This is a genomic window from Christiangramia sp. (assembly GCF_029937855.1).
Taxonomy (GTDB): domain Bacteria; phylum Bacteroidota; class Bacteroidia; order Flavobacteriales; family Flavobacteriaceae; genus Christiangramia.
The window spans coordinates 14,210-28,856 of the sequence record NZ_JAPYPC010000026.1 but is presented as its reverse complement, the minus strand read 5'-3'; the positions used below and the strand labels follow the sequence as shown (position 1 = coordinate 28,856).

10 protein-coding genes are annotated in these 14,647 nt (G+C 37.1%); 7 read left to right on the top strand and 3 right to left on the bottom strand.

Annotated features, from left to right (window positions below; translation table 11 throughout):
- Nucleotides 1-120: 120 nt before the first annotated feature.
- A complete protein-coding gene (locus tag Q1K34_RS13290; RefSeq protein WP_300439803.1) occupies nucleotides 121-4,383 on the bottom strand; it encodes a M4 family metallopeptidase in 4,263 nt (1,420 codons plus the stop codon).
- A gap of 347 nt (nucleotides 4,384-4,730) precedes the next feature.
- On the opposite strand from Q1K34_RS13290, the gene ychF reads away from it, so the two are divergent.
- The 5 genes from ychF to mscL all read left to right on the top strand — a co-directional run bounded on the left by ychF (nucleotide 4,731) and on the right by mscL (nucleotide 11,751).
- Entirely contained in the window at nucleotides 4,731-5,825 is a 1,095-nt protein-coding gene (gene ychF / locus Q1K34_RS13285) for a redox-regulated ATPase YchF (RefSeq protein ID WP_300439801.1), read from the top strand.
- A gap of 496 nt (nucleotides 5,826-6,321) precedes the next feature.
- Nucleotides 6,322-8,184 (top strand): DNA topoisomerase IV subunit B, encoded by a 1,863-nt coding sequence (locus tag Q1K34_RS13280; RefSeq protein ID WP_300439799.1) that lies wholly within the window; start codon nucleotides 6,322-6,324, stop codon nucleotides 8,182-8,184.
- Nucleotides 8,181-8,675 (top strand): hypothetical protein, encoded by a 495-nt coding sequence (locus Q1K34_RS13275; protein ID WP_300439796.1) that lies wholly within the window; start codon nucleotides 8,181-8,183, stop codon nucleotides 8,673-8,675. The genes Q1K34_RS13280 and Q1K34_RS13275 overlap by 4 nt, the downstream gene beginning before the upstream one ends.
- On the top strand, nucleotides 8,675-11,305 hold the full coding sequence (locus Q1K34_RS13270) for a DNA gyrase/topoisomerase IV subunit A (RefSeq protein WP_300439793.1): 2,631 nt from the start codon (nucleotides 8,675-8,677) through the stop codon (nucleotides 11,303-11,305). Before Q1K34_RS13275 ends, Q1K34_RS13270 begins: the two co-directional genes overlap by 1 nt.
- Complete coding sequence (gene mscL, locus Q1K34_RS13265; RefSeq protein ID WP_300439792.1) at nucleotides 11,305-11,751, top strand: large conductance mechanosensitive channel protein MscL; 447 nt, start codon at nucleotides 11,305-11,307, stop codon at nucleotides 11,749-11,751. Before Q1K34_RS13270 ends, mscL begins: the two co-directional genes overlap by 1 nt.
- Here mscL and Q1K34_RS13260 read toward each other — a convergent pair.
- Complete coding sequence (locus tag Q1K34_RS13260) at nucleotides 11,748-12,125, bottom strand: DNA topoisomerase IV (protein ID WP_300439790.1); 378 nt, start codon at nucleotides 12,123-12,125, stop codon at nucleotides 11,748-11,750. The two genes, mscL and Q1K34_RS13260, sit on opposite strands and share 4 nt — an antisense overlap.
- Before the next feature lie 31 nt (nucleotides 12,126-12,156).
- On the bottom strand, nucleotides 12,157-12,579 hold the full coding sequence (locus Q1K34_RS13255; protein ID WP_300439788.1) for a helix-turn-helix transcriptional regulator: 423 nt from the start codon (nucleotides 12,577-12,579) through the stop codon (nucleotides 12,157-12,159).
- Nucleotides 12,580-12,859: 280 nt separating this feature from the next.
- Between Q1K34_RS13255 and Q1K34_RS13250 the strand changes: the two genes are divergently transcribed.
- Together Q1K34_RS13250 and Q1K34_RS13245 are read left to right on the top strand one after the other, a co-directional pair.
- On the top strand, nucleotides 12,860-14,026 hold the full coding sequence (locus Q1K34_RS13250; RefSeq protein ID WP_300439785.1) for a M14 family zinc carboxypeptidase: 1,167 nt from the start codon (nucleotides 12,860-12,862) through the stop codon (nucleotides 14,024-14,026).
- Nucleotides 14,027-14,098: 72 nt separating this feature from the next.
- The gene (locus tag Q1K34_RS13245) at nucleotides 14,099-14,578 is read left to right on the top strand and encodes a winged helix-turn-helix transcriptional regulator (RefSeq protein WP_300439783.1); all 480 of its coding nucleotides are present in this window, start codon (nucleotides 14,099-14,101) and stop codon (nucleotides 14,576-14,578) included.
- Nucleotides 14,579-14,647 lie beyond the last annotated feature (69 nt).

Sequence of the window (14,647 nt, the reverse complement as noted above, 5' to 3'; positions counted from 1 at the left end):
TAAAATTAAAAAATAAGTAGGTCGCTTCAGTTAAAAAAATACTAAGACTATGATTTTTAGACGGTAAAAAAAAGCCGGAAACATTTCCCGGCTTTTTCATTAGAATTATAAAACACTAGTTTATTTTTTCACAAACTGCTTTGTCAAAGAATGTCCCAGACCCGTGTTTACTTTAAGAATATAAGTTCCCTGAATTAAACGGGATACATCCACATTTACTTTCGATAATGCTTTGCTATAAGTTATCTGATCCAGCATCTGACCATTCATATTATAAATAGCAACAGAATTTATGGTATCCTCTTCGATCTCTACATTTATATTGTTAACTGCAGGATTAGGATAAACCGCGAAACTCTTTGCTTCTTGTGTACTCGTACTCGTTGTAACCGTTTTAGTACCTGAAGATTGCTCCTTAGAGGCAACCTGAGCACCCTGAAGTACTGTTACTTCATTAAAGTTGGCTGTGGTAGAAGTATTACTCGAACCAGACGCAGTAGCGATCCCAACGTAAATTTCGGCACCAAACTTTATTTTTGTAGAAGCAATTTCTACCCAACTATCTATAGAGCTACCAATATAAGAGGTGATATTATCATCTTTTCTTACCAATCTAATATATCGAGGTAAAGCCGCCGATTGATAATTGGTTGCATTCAATTTAGCACCAGTAATCTTTCTGAATTCAAACTGAACTTCAGCACCTTTAAAATTAGGATTCGCTGAAATTGTAGTTGCTGCTACCTTAGCATCGTTATCGAGGCTCTTCCTAATTACCACAGAGGCATTTCCGTTAAGTCCACCATTCTCAAACGAGTTTAATCTGGCTATAATTTCAGCATCGCCAGTTAACTGCTGATAAGTAAAATAAAAAGCATCTGCCTTATCCTGCATTCCAGCACCAGATCCTGTTAATTCAAAATCACCATCTATATAGCAAATTTCTCCGGGGATCTGAACATTTCCAATATCACTGCTTAACCATGGAGATGGAGCAGCTTTACAATATTCAAAATCCTGTACTATAGAAATACTTCCAGAACCAGTGAATGTGGCCGTATAAGCGCTAAAAGCGTCTTCCTTATTTACATCGGTTAACCCGCCATTCAGTTGGAAATTATTTTCCCTGTCATCGGCATCGTCAATATTATCGCTGTTAACTTTGATAGGGATCAGATTTGTCGTGTTATCAAAAGCCGACAATTCTTCATCTGTAAAATAGATAGTAAGATCGTACGTTGCATCAGCATTTTCAGTATTTATACTGAAGACTTTAGAAGGCCTGGCCGTTGCAATATTTGGAAATACTTTAAAACTTTTTCCCGCATCTGTCAAAGACATAGTAACACATCCAAGATCTGCGGAAGCATTTTCGATCTTCGCGATAAGAGCCTTGTCTGTATCACTTAGGAAAAATACCGTACTTCCTGCAGCTACTTTTGTTGTAGACTGTTCGGTAATTTCTGTTTCTATACCTGCTGGTGTGGCAGATACTTTAACATTGTCTATTGCAAAACTGAATTCGGTTCCCGCATTGGTATCGTTATACCATCTCCAGCCAAGGAAAAATGCTTTTCCGTCCAATTCATTCATTACGGCACTAAATGTCCCGCTGGCAGTATTCACACCAACAGGTCCGCTTCCCACAAATTTTTTCACCGGAACGTAATTAGATCCATCCAGGGAATATACAAATTCACCATAGTCAAAAATAACATTTGGATCTACCGCGTCGGTTTCACCACCTGCTTCCCAGTCAAAACTCACGGTAACATCACTTGCAGCCGCGGCATTTAAAAGTGCCGACCTTAATATAATATTGGATGGTGAATTTTGATCGTAAAACGGAATATTGGTAATACCGTCACTTATATAAGCTCTTCCGGCGGCTGTAAGGTCACCGTTCACTTTCCAGATATTATTCCCTTCTGCCAGGTTTACTGTAGACCAGCCTGTAGGCAAGCCTGCTGTATCAAAAGATTCTGAAGCCAGGTCAAACACTTCGCTTCCTGTTCGGGGAGCAAAGTCGTTATCTGAAATAGCGTACTCCTGCTTGAAGAATTCCCCATTATAAACGAATGAGAGTACGATTGTTTCGTTATCTTCAATCAGCGCATCGTCATAAACGGTGATTTCAATAGTCTGGGTTTGTGAACCAGTAAAGCTTAAATCCTTAGAAGATACATTGAAATCTGTTCCTTCCGAAGCGGTACTTCCAGCGGTACTTAAAGTGATATTAGCCGAAGGGTTTATTTCTACTCCCGTAAGAACTACGGAATAGGTGTTAAAATCTTCACAACCGTTCAATTCATTGTTTTCTGAAAATATTTGAAGATTACTGTCGCTGAAGCTAATAGAATTAGGCTCACCCGCATTAAATTTAGGTCCCACATCTACCCCATACCATGCGTTGGTGGTTTGTTCCTCTTCAAAAGAGCCTATTCCGAATAGGGTTTGAGCCACCAGAATAGAAGTTTCACGCATTTCAGCAAATTTAGCATTTGGAGAAAGCATGGTTTCTGCAATATAAGTAATCTTCGATGCTTTGTCGAATCCAAGTCCGGTAACAGAATAAGTATTGCCCGCATCGGTTATTCCATCTTCCGCACCTGGTTTATTAAATCCGGGGGAAATAGTCTGACCACTTCCTGCCACCAGTAAATAATACCATTTATTCAAAACCCCGCTGTTAGTGTGAACACCACATTGATCATTTGCTAAAGTAGGAGTTCCACATTCAGGATTTATCCAGTTTTCACCACCATAAGAATCAGGATCTCCCGCAGTTTTTGGACTATCCATCCATCTTAAGGCACGGGAATTAGCATCTCCGGGAGGCAAACCCCCATCTCTTTCATCTATTTGTTCTCCAATCCCCCAGGTATCAAAATTAAGGTTTCCGTCAATCTGGGTTAGCACATAATTTTCAACGGCCGCTGCCCATATATCGGAAAAACCTTCGTTCATAGCTCCAGATTCCCTTGCATAAACGAGATCTGCAGTAAATTCACAAACGCCGTGACCAATTTCATGTGCACAAACATCCATAGAAGTTAAAGGAGCAAAAGAACCGTTTGGATTAGTACCTCCCTGATAACTACCATCTCCATAGGTCATTGCAGTACCATTCCAGAAAGCATTATCATAAGCGTCACCAAAATGAACATAATTAAAAACTTTGGTACCCTTATCGTCATAACTTAATCTGTTATGTACATTTTTCCAGTAGTCCAGTACTACTTCGGCACCCCAATGGGCATCCAGGGCTACATCATCATTGTTTTTTTCGTTAGCAATAGGATAAACACTGGTGGTAGAAAATTCATCTTTTCGATGCTCAGCTGAATTCCAGATGTTATCGGCTGTTTCAGGATTTAGAAGATCACCGTCACCATCTGCTACAGGAACTGCCAGATCTGCAAGTGCAGGAATATTTAAAGGTAAACCACCTATACCTTCGTAAGAAAATGTTTCGTTTTCAATGCCACTTGGAGTAACTCCTTTAAGAACAAAGTTACCATTAGCGTCCTGAGAAGTATCAAAATTTCTCGTACCTGCGTAACGAGTGTCTCCGCTTGCGGTTAGAAAAGGAATATTAACTGACTTATTTTCAGGTTTGCGGATAGTGTTTTTTATTTCTTCTTTAGAATGCCCGTTGGCATGTTTAATTATAGCATCGGTAAGTAAAATTTTACCGGAATTTGCATCTACATAAATATCAGCTCTGGAAATAGGTTCGGCAGCATAAATATTAAATTTATAAGCAATAGCAGGATCAACTTCGGTAGTACCGTAATCGTCCACGATTACCAGTTGGCCTTTTGGATAATATTCCTCATAAGCGGCATCTATTTCGGGACCACTTCCAAGAGTCCTGATGTATTCCCAGGAATAGAGACTGGCTCCAACATGGTTCAATGCTATTTGCAGGGCAGCTTCCTCACCTAAAGAGGCAGTGGTTGAGAAGGAATCTGGCAAATTGTAATACTCTGCAGAAAAAGCGGTAACAACATTTTCTTTCGAAACAGCCTTAAAAACACCATGCTCCACTTTTACGCTATTTTTATATTGCTGAAATTTATTTATCTGCAATCCATGGGAAGTAAGGCTGCTTTCAAGTACAAAATCTGTTTCCGTGCCCGTTCCAAGAACAGTTTTAAGAAATTCAGGAGCCTCGCTTAATTGCAATTCTCCTTTTGAAGTATTCATTTGCATGAGAGAGGGTGTGCCACGGCCCGCTTCCATAATAAAACTTTTTACCCTGGGATCATTGTTTAAATTGGTTTCTATTTCCTCACTTGTAACCTGGGAGAAAGCGGTAAAAGTGGTAATAAAAAAGATCATTAGAAGGTAGCCCCTTCTGAGAAGTAATTTTTGTTTCATAATTAAAGTTTAGTTAGGTTAATGGTATTTACGAAAAAAAACACATTACGGTTTTCATTTTTGTTCCTTGAAAATCGTTAAAAAGAATATAATACCCGGTGTAATACATATTTTTTAATATTAAATTAATAAAATTTATTAAAAATTAATGAAAATCAGAGCGTTCAAAAGATGAATTTAAGTACGCTTTTGACTGGTATGAGAACAAAGAAGTTTATAACGAACCTTAAATACCAGTCCAGGTTTTGTCTTTTAAATCTAAATAACAGCATTTCAAATAAATTCGATATTCAGCTTATTTAGCCTATCTTTGCAGCCGCAAAAACAAAGCATCTAAATTTTTTTATATGAAAGCTGGAATTGTAGGACTGCCTAACGTAGGTAAATCGACACTTTTTAACTGTTTGAGTAATGCTAAGGCTCAGAGTGCAAATTTTCCATTCTGTACCATAGAACCGAATGTAGGTGTAGTGAATGTTCCGGATCCAAGATTATTGAAACTTGAAGAATTAGTGAATCCAGAAAAAGTAATTCCTGCGACTGTAGAGATCGTTGATATTGCCGGCCTGGTAAAAGGGGCCAGTAAAGGAGAAGGTTTAGGAAACCAGTTCCTGGGAAATATTAGGGAGACTGACGCTATTCTTCATGTATTAAGGTGTTTTGAAGATGATAATATTGTGCATGTTGATGGTTCTATAGATCCTATTAGGGATAAAGAAACCATAGATATGGAACTTCAACTTAAGGATTTAGAAACAACTGAAAAGAAACTGGAGAAAGTAAAAAGAGCCGCTAAAACCGGTAATAAGGAAGCACAGAAAGAAGAAGCTGCATTATTAAAGGTGAAAGCCGGACTTGAGGCCGGAAAATCTGTTCGTGCTATTGATCTGGGTGAAGAGGAAAAGAAAGAATTTATCGCACCGATGCAATTTATTACAGATAAACCCGTGATGTATGTTTGTAATGTAGATGAAGGTGCTGCAGTAGAAGGAAATAAGCACGTTGAACGGGTAAAGGAAGCCGTAAAAGATGAAAATGCGGAGGTTTTGGTGCTAGCTGTTGGAACCGAAGCCGATATCACCGAATTAGATGATTTTGAAGAAAGGCAAATGTTCCTTCAGGATATAGGATTGGATGAGCCTGGATCAGCGAAACTTATTCGAGGAGCCTATGAGCTTCTTGATCTACAAACATATTTTACCGCCGGAGTTAAAGAAGTAAGAGCCTGGACAATCCCTGTTGGTTCTTCTGCTCCACAGGCTGCTGGTGTAATCCACACCGATTTTGAAAAAGGCTTTATTCGTGCTGAGGTAATTGGCTATGATGATTATGTAAGCTTTGGAAGTGAAGCTAAGGTAAAAGAGGCGGGAAAAATGAGAGTAGAAGGAAAAGAATATATCGTTAAGGATGGGGATGTGATGCATTTCCGTTTTAACGTCTAAGGAAGTTAGGGTTTGGAGTACGAAGTTTGAAGTACAAGTAAGGAACAACGAACTACGAACAACAACGAAGAAAGAAAAATGAATAACGAATAATGAACAATTAACGAATCCCAAATCCCGAATATCGAAACCTGAAACTTAATTTTCGTAATTCGTAATTCACACTTCGGACTATATTCATGTTCATTCTGAATGTAATGTGGCGAAATGAAGAATCTTTTGGTAATTCGTTGTAATACTAATTATATAATCTGGATGATACGGGATTAGCATGGAGAAGTTAAAATTTAAAAAGCGTTTCAGCTTCGCTCGATGTGGTATTTAGATTTCGAACAAATAAATTTTCGTAATTTCGTCGTATCTCAAACTTCATAGTTCTAGATTCATACTTCGCAATTAACATTTCTTCTAAATTCTTTGTTAATTACTTTCGCGTAGAACTATTTCAGTTTTTTAGCTATTGCCTTATATTTAGGCCATAACTCCATTACTACCTATGAGCGAGAATACTAAATATACCGAAGATAATATTCGGTCATTAGACTGGAAGGAACATATTCGTATGCGTCCCGGGATGTACATCGGGAAACTTGGAGATGGATCCAGTCAGGATGACGGCATATATATACTCTTAAAAGAAGTTATAGATAATAGTATTGACGAGTTCGTGATGGGCGCAGGAAAAACCATTGAAATTTCTGTGCAGAATCAGCGGGTTATCGTTCGTGACTTTGGTAGGGGAATTCCACTAGGGAAAGTTGTAGATGTAGTTTCCAAGATGAATACCGGAGGTAAGTACGATACACGAGCCTTTAAAAAATCTGTAGGTTTAAATGGTGTTGGTACCAAAGCGGTAAATGCGCTTTCTTCCTATTTTCGGGTGGAATCTTCCCGGGATTCAAAAAGTCATGCTGCTGAATTTGAGCAGGGGGAATTAAAAGATGAGGAACATCTTGAAGAAACCTCTCGCAGAAGAGGAACCAAGATCACTTTTATACCGGATGAGGTCATTTTTAAAAACTATAAATTCAGAAATGAATATATAGAGAAAATGCTTAAAAACTATGTATACCTCAATCCGGGACTAACCATCGTTTTTAACGGTGAAAAGTTCTATTCTGAAAATGGCCTAAAAGATCTTCTTGGAGATAGTATTCATGAAGATGATATGCTGTACCCAATTCTTCATTTAAAGGGAGAAGATATTGAAGTTGCCATCACGCATAGTAAATCCCAATATTCTGAAGAATACCACTCTTTTGTGAATGGACAGAATACTTCTCAGGGAGGGACGCACCTGGCAGCCTTTAGAGAAGCAGTAGTAAAAACCGTTCGTGAATTCTATGGAAAAAATTACGAAGCCAGCGATATAAGAAAATCCATTGTCGCCGCCATTAGTATCAAAGTAATGGAGCCGGTTTTTGAAAGTCAGACGAAAACAAAACTAGGTTCTACAGATATGGGCGGAAAACTTCCAACGGTAAGGACCTATATTAATGATTTTGTAAAAAGGAATCTTGATAATTATCTGCATAAAAATCCGGAAACTGCTGAAAGTCTTCAGCGTAAAATACTTCAGGCAGAAAGAGAACGTAAAGATCTTTCAGGAATTCGAAAGCTAGCCAAAGACAGAGCTAAAAAAGCCAGTCTTCATAATAAAAAATTAAGAGATTGCAGGGTTCACCTGGGAGATAGTAAACATGAACGTTGTTTAGAAACTACTTTATTCATAACCGAGGGGGATTCTGCAAGTGGATCTATTACCAAAAGCCGTGACGTGGTTACCCAGGCTGTTTTTAGTTTGAAAGGTAAACCTCTAAACAGTTACGGACTTTCAAAAAAGATCGTTTACGAAAATGAGGAATTCAACCTGCTTCAGGCAGCTTTAAATATTGAAGATTCTCTGGAAGATCTTAGGTACCATAATATTGTGATTGCTACAGATGCCGATGTTGATGGGATGCACATTAGATTATTATTGATCACTTTTTTCCTTCAGTTCTTCCCCGAATTGATCAAAGAAAATCATTTATATATCTTACAAACCCCTTTATTCAGGGTACGTAATAAAAAGGAAACGATCTATTGTTACAGTGAAATGGAGCGTAAACAGGCGATCGAAAAACTTTCGGGAAAACCTGAAATCACTCGTTTTAAAGGTTTGGGGGAAATAAGCCCAGATGAATTTGTCCATTTTATAGGAGAAGATATCCGTTTAGATCCCGTAATGCTGGATAAAGACAAGTCTATTGAAGAAATGTTGAGTTTTTACATGGGTAAAAATACACCCGATAGACAGGAATTTATCATCGATAACCTGAAAGTTGAATTAGACCTTGTTGAAGAGCTTGGCATATGAGATTTACCAATAAAAACGAGGTCAAAATAATTCCATCTATTTATATCGTTCTTGTGGCGGTATTTGTTACCAATGTTTTTGTGAACATTGAGATCATGGCTTCTTCAGAATCTGAACAGCAGATAAGTTTCAGCCATTTTGTGCCCAATATCGTCACACTGCTTTTAGGATTATACGTTCATAGAATCGGTCAGTCTTTTGATTTTGATAGTGACGGGGAAACGCTGAATTTTAAAAACAACGGAGTCTTTTTTTCAAAATTTATGGAATACCGGGTTCAGAAAGCTGAATTCCCTAAGAGAAAACTGGGGAAATTCAAATTTATGGATTATGGGATCTATTCTGCATTGACTATTTATATTAATTCCAGAAGGAAAAAAGGCTATAGAAAGTATACATTCAATACCACATTTTTAAATCGAAAAAAGAAAAGGGGAATGGTTGATTCCTTGAACAAAGTTCTACAAACCGTTCCTAAACCTACTGCCTAATGGAAGAAAACCAAGAAGGAGCTCAAGAAGAGCAGTTTGAAAGTAAAGAAGAACTTATAAAGGTAACCGGCATGTACAAAGACTGGTTTCTGGATTATGCTTCATACGTAATCCTGGAACGGGCAGTACCTGCAATTGAAGATGGTTTTAAACCAGTACAACGCCGAATCATGCATTCTATGAAGGATCTTGATGATGGGCGCTACAATAAAGTTGCGAATATCGTAGGACATACCATGCAGTATCACCCTCACGGGGATGCCAGTATTGGTGATGCGATGGTTCAGATTGGTCAAAAGGATATTCTTATAGATACCCAGGGAAACTGGGGAAATATTTTAACAGGGGACCGTGCGGCTGCTCCTCGTTATATCGAGGCCAGACTTTCAAAATTTGCTTTAGAAGTTCTTTTTAGTCCGAAGTTAACCGAATGGCAACTTTCTTATGATGGTAGAAAACAGGAACCGGTAAACCTTCCGGTAAAATTCCCCATGTTGTTAGCGCAGGGAGCTGAGGGAATTGCCGTTGGGCTAAGTACCAGATTTCTTCCGCATAATTTCAATGAACTTATAGATGCCTCAATACAGCATTTGAGAGGAAAGAGTTTTAAACTTTTTCCTGATTTCCCAACCGGCGGAATTGCAGATATTTCTAATTATAATGATGGAAAACGCGGTGGTAGAGTAAGGATTAGGGCGAAGATCAATCAGTTGGATAAAAATACGCTGGTAATCAATGAAATTCCTTACGGCACCAATACCTCGAGCCTTATAGATTCTATTCTTAAGGCTAATGATAAAGGGAAGATCAAGATCAAAAAGATCGAAGATAATACCGCTGCTGAGGTGGAAATCCTGATTCATTTACCAAATAATTTATCTCCAGATAAGACTATTGATGCATTGTACGCTTTCACTCAATGTGAAAATTCACTGGCACCTCTAGGTTGTGTAATTATAGATCATAAGCCGGTATTCCTAGGCGTATCTGATGTTTTGAGAAGATCTACAGATCATACGCTACATTTGCTGAAGCGGGAATTGGAAATAAAGCTTGACGAGCTGGAAGAAAGCTGGCACTTTGCTTCTTTAGAAAGGATCTTTATTGAAAATCGTATTTATCGTGATATTGAAGAAGAAGAAACCTGGCCAGGAGTGATTCAGGCGATAGATAAAGGTTTAAAACCGCATACAAAACACCTTAAAAGAGCAGTGACCGAAGAAGATATTGTTCGGCTTACTGAAATAAGGATTAAAAGAATATCCAAATTTGATATTGATAAAGCACAACAAAAAATTGATGCCCTGGAAGGGGAAATCGCCCAGGTGAAACATCACCTTGATCATATCGTTGATTTTGCTGTTGATTATTTTAAAAAGCTAAAAAAGGATTACGGCACAGGAAAAGAAAGAAAAACAGAACTCCGACTTTTTGAAGATATTGAAGCTACCAAAGTCGTGATTCGCAACACCAAACTCTATGTGAACAGAGCAGAAGGTTTTGTAGGTACTTCCCTTAAAAAGGACGAATATGTAACCGAATGTTCAGATATTGATGATGTTATCTGTTTTACCGCAGATGGTAAAATGATGGTCACAAAAGTAGATGCTAAAACATTTATTGGTAAAGATATCATTCATGTAGCCATCTTTAAGAAAAAAGACAAGCGTACCACCTATAATATGGTGTACCGGGACGGAAAAGCCGGAAACACTTACGTGAAACGCTTCGCAGTCACTTCAGTAACCAGGGATAGGGAATATGATCTTAGCCAGGGTAAAAAAGACTCTAAAGTGCTGTATTTTTCTGCAAATCCCAATGGGGAAGCAGAAGTAGTAACCGTATTGCTCCGTCAGGTAGGAAGTATACGCAAAGTGAAATTCGATCTTGATTTTGCTGAAATTCTTATTAAAGGCAGGAATGTAAAAGGAAATATTGTCACAAAATATTCCGTAAAGAGAATTGAATTAAAGGAAGAAGGCGTTTCTACTCTTAAACCTCGCCGAATTTGGTTTGATGACACGGTAAAAAGATTGAATGTAGACGAAAGAGGTGAGCTTTTAGGTGAATTTAGAGGTGAAGACAGGCTGCTTATTATCACTCAGGATGGTGTCGCCAAGACCATTAAACCAGAATTAACCACAAGATTTGATGAGGAGATCATCGTGCTGGAAAAATGGATAAAAGACAAACCTATTTCAGCTATTTACTGGGAACCTGAAAAGGAACGCTTTTACGTAAAACGTTTTGTAATAGAACATCCGGATAAAGAAGAGAGATTTATTTCAGAGCACGAAGATTCATTTTTAGAGCTTGTCTCTACAGATTATTATCCCATGGCAGAAATCGTATATACCAAGCCTAAAGGGAAAGAGCGTCGCGATAATGAAGAAGTGAATCTGGAGGAATTTATTTCCATAAAAGGAATAAAAGCCCTAGGGAATCAACTTACTTCAGAAAAGGTAAATCAGATAAATCTGCTGGATCCAATGCCTTATGAAAAGGAAGAGGGTGTAGAGGAAAATAATGAAAATTCTGAAGAAATCACTGGTGAAGATATTAAAGCCGGAAAGATCAAAGCTGCAGATAAATCAAAATCAGACGATCAACCTTCTTTATTTGATGAATAATGGGCATATTTAAAGAGTTTAAAGAATTTGCTGTAAAAGGCAATATGGTAGATATGGCGGTAGGTATCATTATTGGTACTGCCTTTAATGGTGTTGTAGATGTGCTTGTAAAGCAAATCATAATGCCTCCGCTAAGTTTACTCACCGATGGTATAAACTATGCCGACAGAAAATTTGTTTTAAAAGAAAGCTCTGGAGTTAAAGGTGCTGCCGATTTTGTGGAGGAAGTCTCTATAGGTTACGGCTTACTTATCGAAACCATGATCGATTTTATTGTAATTGGGTTTGTAGTATTCCTGGTGGTTAAATTTATGAACCGCTTTAGAAATAAAGCGCAGGATCCTAAAAACAAGACCGTGGTTACTCCCAAGGATATTGAGTTACTTTCTAGCCTGAATGATAAGATGGAAGAACAGAATAAACTTTTAAGGGAGCGCCAAAATTAATCTTCTGAAATTTTTCTCACTTCACCACGAGCCTTTTTAGGGTCTCCAACCTGTCCGTATTCAAATTTATAGCCATTCTTGGTGGTAGTAAGAATCTTGATATGAATAGGCTTTTCTTCAGCCATTCCCTGCGGATTTAGATTCTTAAGTATATACTCACAGTCATTGATCCATCTCACCGAAGAAGTATCTGTTTTTCCCTGATAATTTTCAATTTCAATACTGTCGGTTCTTATAAAACGGGAGGTTTGCAGCTCTCCATTGATATATGATTCGAATTCGTAAGTACCGGTTCGAAAGTCTTTACAATTCCTTTCGGCATTAAAACAGGAATTAAGTAATAGGATGGCTAAAAAGGGAAAAAATCTTTTCATACCGCAAAATAATTCAAATTAAACGGGATTATCAATTTTCAAAGGCTTCAAAACTGCCATCAGTATAAAAAATTACAATTTTCTGAATTTGCTTTCCAGATTTGTTGGAAATAAAAGAATCCGAAGATTGATTCCCTGGTTTTGCAATTTCTTCCTGTTTAGGATAACTAGCTGAAACTTCCTGCTTCTGTTTATTTTCTTTTTTGTGTGTGGTCTCTTTTTGAGAAGTGGAAGGAAATGTACCTTTTCCATTTAGCAACCAATACAATTCAACTTCAGGAAAATTCTGGACCACCTTCATCACAAAATCCAGACTCGGTTTATTCCTGCCTGATAGAATATGAGAAATGGAAGAGCGGCCCACTTCAATTTGATCAGCAAAAGATGCAGCTGATAAATCGTAAAAATTAAGAATTTTATTAAGCCGATTTGCAAACTTTTCTGTGTTTACCATTGTAAATAAATTGAAAGATGAATTCTATTTACAAATGTAAATAATATTTCCAAATACATATCATTACAATTGTAAACAAACTTAATATATTTGAATAAAAATCTTAAATAACGATGTGTAAATATCTAAAAAATAGCAATATACATTTATAATTATAGAGAATAGGATATTTTCCAAGTATCTATTAACGAGCCAGTGTTTTTACGTTTACAAATGTGTACAGTCTTATTTAAATCTATTGTTTACAATTGTAAAACTTACATTGTTTAGTTTTGTAAACATGAAGAATAATGTCCTTAAAAATCTATTTAGCAATCAGTCTTACGAACAGGTGAAGTTCACAGATATAACCGGAAGATATATTACCAATTCCCATCTTGAACAGGTTTTTAATGAATTTAAAAATGATTTCGAAATCTCGATTCCGGGAAAATCTGTTCTGGGTAAACCTATATATCAGTTCAAGGCAGGAACCGGAAATATAAAAGTTTTAGCCTGGTCTCAAATGCATGGAAATGAATCTACCACTACAAAGGCTGTTTTTGATCTTTTGAATTCCTTTAAGTTGATTTCCAATGAAAACTCAATTTCTGGCATCCTTGAAAATTGTACGCTTACGCTAATTCCCATTCTCAATCCTGACGGAGCTGAGGCTTATACGCGGGTTAATGCAAATTCCATCGATCTAAACAGGGATCTTCAGGAGCTTAATCAGCCTGAAAGTAAGCTTTTAAAAGAAGTTTATGATGACCTGAAACCCGATTTTTGTCTCAACCTGCATGATCAACGTACAATTTTTAGCGCAGGATCCAGGCCGAAGTCGGCTATCCTTTCTTTTTTGACTCCATCGATGGATGAACAGCGCAGTATAGATGATTATAGGAAGAGAAGTATGAGTATCATCGCCGGTATGGCAGAAGATCTGTCTAGTGATTTATCAGGGAATATAGGAAGATATGATGATGCTTTTAATATTAATTGTGCCGGGGATACATTTCAAAATCTTTCAACCCCTACGATTTTGTTTGAAGCCGGTCATTTTCCGGGTGATTATGAGAGAGAAATCACCAGAAAAATGGTGTATAAGGCTTTGATCTCCTGTTTATATCGAATTTCGAAAGAAAACATCGATCTGGTTGACTATAAAAAGTATTTTGAACTTCCTCAAAATCAGAAACTTTTTAATGATTTGATTATTCGAAAAGCAATGATCAATGGTGACGTGCGAGATGTTGCTATTCAGTTCAAAGAAGTTTTAAAAAATGGAAAAATTGAATTTGTTCCAATGATCGAAAAAATATTACCTGAAATTAATAAATATGCTCACCAGGAAATCAATGCAGATCGAAAATTATTAAAGCTCTCAGATGATTCAGAAATTACCGAAAACGTTATAGTTAATAAAATTATCTTAAATGATGAAGAATTAGAGGTTAAATACGGATAAATATCAAATTATCTGACAATAATTCAACGATTTTGTATTAATTTTGAGGTTCATTAAAAAAAGAACTTTAAAATGGCTAAGTTTAAATTAGACGAAACAGACCATCAAATTCTTGATATGCTTATCGAGAATACCAGGACACCATTTACCGATATCGCTAAAAAACTATTAATTTCTGCCGGAACGGTTCATGTAAGGGTAAAGAAGATGGAGGAAGCCGGGATAATTATTGGCTCTTCATTAACCTTGGATTATAAAAAACTAGGATATGCTTTTATTGCATATGTTGGGGTATTTCTTAAAAACACTTCACAAACCAAATTTGTCCTAGAAAGAATAAATGAAATTCCTTTTGTGACGGTAGCTCACGTTACCACTGGAAAGTTCAATGTATTTTGTAAGATCCGCGCAAAGAATACGCAGCATGCAAAAGACATTATCTTCTTACTGGATGATATTGAAGGGGTATATAGAACTGAAACCATGATTTCCTTAGAGGAAAGTATTAATGATAAGAAGCGCCTGATGCACTCGATTTTTCAGGAAATGTAAGCAGTCTTAAACGATTAATAACAACCCTTTAGACTGCATTTGTTTAAAGGGTTTTTTTGTAAAAATAAA

Bases quoted from the DNA above. Each gene is read 5' to 3' on its own strand.
- Q1K34_RS13290 (WP_300439803.1), bottom strand. From the start codon at position 4,383: ATGAAACAAAAATTACTTCTCAGAAGGGGCTACCTTCTAATGATCTTT.
- Q1K34_RS13250 (WP_300439785.1), top strand. From the start codon at position 12,860: ATGAAGAATAATGTCCTTAAAAATCTATTTAGCAATCAGTCTTACGAA.
- ychF (WP_300439801.1), top strand. From the start codon at position 4,731: ATGAAAGCTGGAATTGTAGGACTGCCTAACGTAGGTAAATCGACACTT.
- Q1K34_RS13245 (WP_300439783.1), top strand. From the start codon at position 14,099: ATGGCTAAGTTTAAATTAGACGAAACAGACCATCAAATTCTTGATATG.
- Q1K34_RS13270 (WP_300439793.1), top strand. From the start codon at position 8,675: ATGGAAGAAAACCAAGAAGGAGCTCAAGAAGAGCAGTTTGAAAGTAAA.
- mscL (WP_300439792.1), top strand. From the start codon at position 11,305: ATGGGCATATTTAAAGAGTTTAAAGAATTTGCTGTAAAAGGCAATATG.
- Q1K34_RS13280 (WP_300439799.1), top strand. From the start codon at position 6,322: ATGAGCGAGAATACTAAATATACCGAAGATAATATTCGGTCATTAGAC.
- Q1K34_RS13260 (WP_300439790.1), bottom strand. From the start codon at position 12,125: ATGAAAAGATTTTTTCCCTTTTTAGCCATCCTATTACTTAATTCCTGT.
- Q1K34_RS13275 (WP_300439796.1), top strand. From the start codon at position 8,181: ATGAGATTTACCAATAAAAACGAGGTCAAAATAATTCCATCTATTTAT.
- Q1K34_RS13255 (WP_300439788.1), bottom strand. From the start codon at position 12,579: ATGGTAAACACAGAAAAGTTTGCAAATCGGCTTAATAAAATTCTTAAT.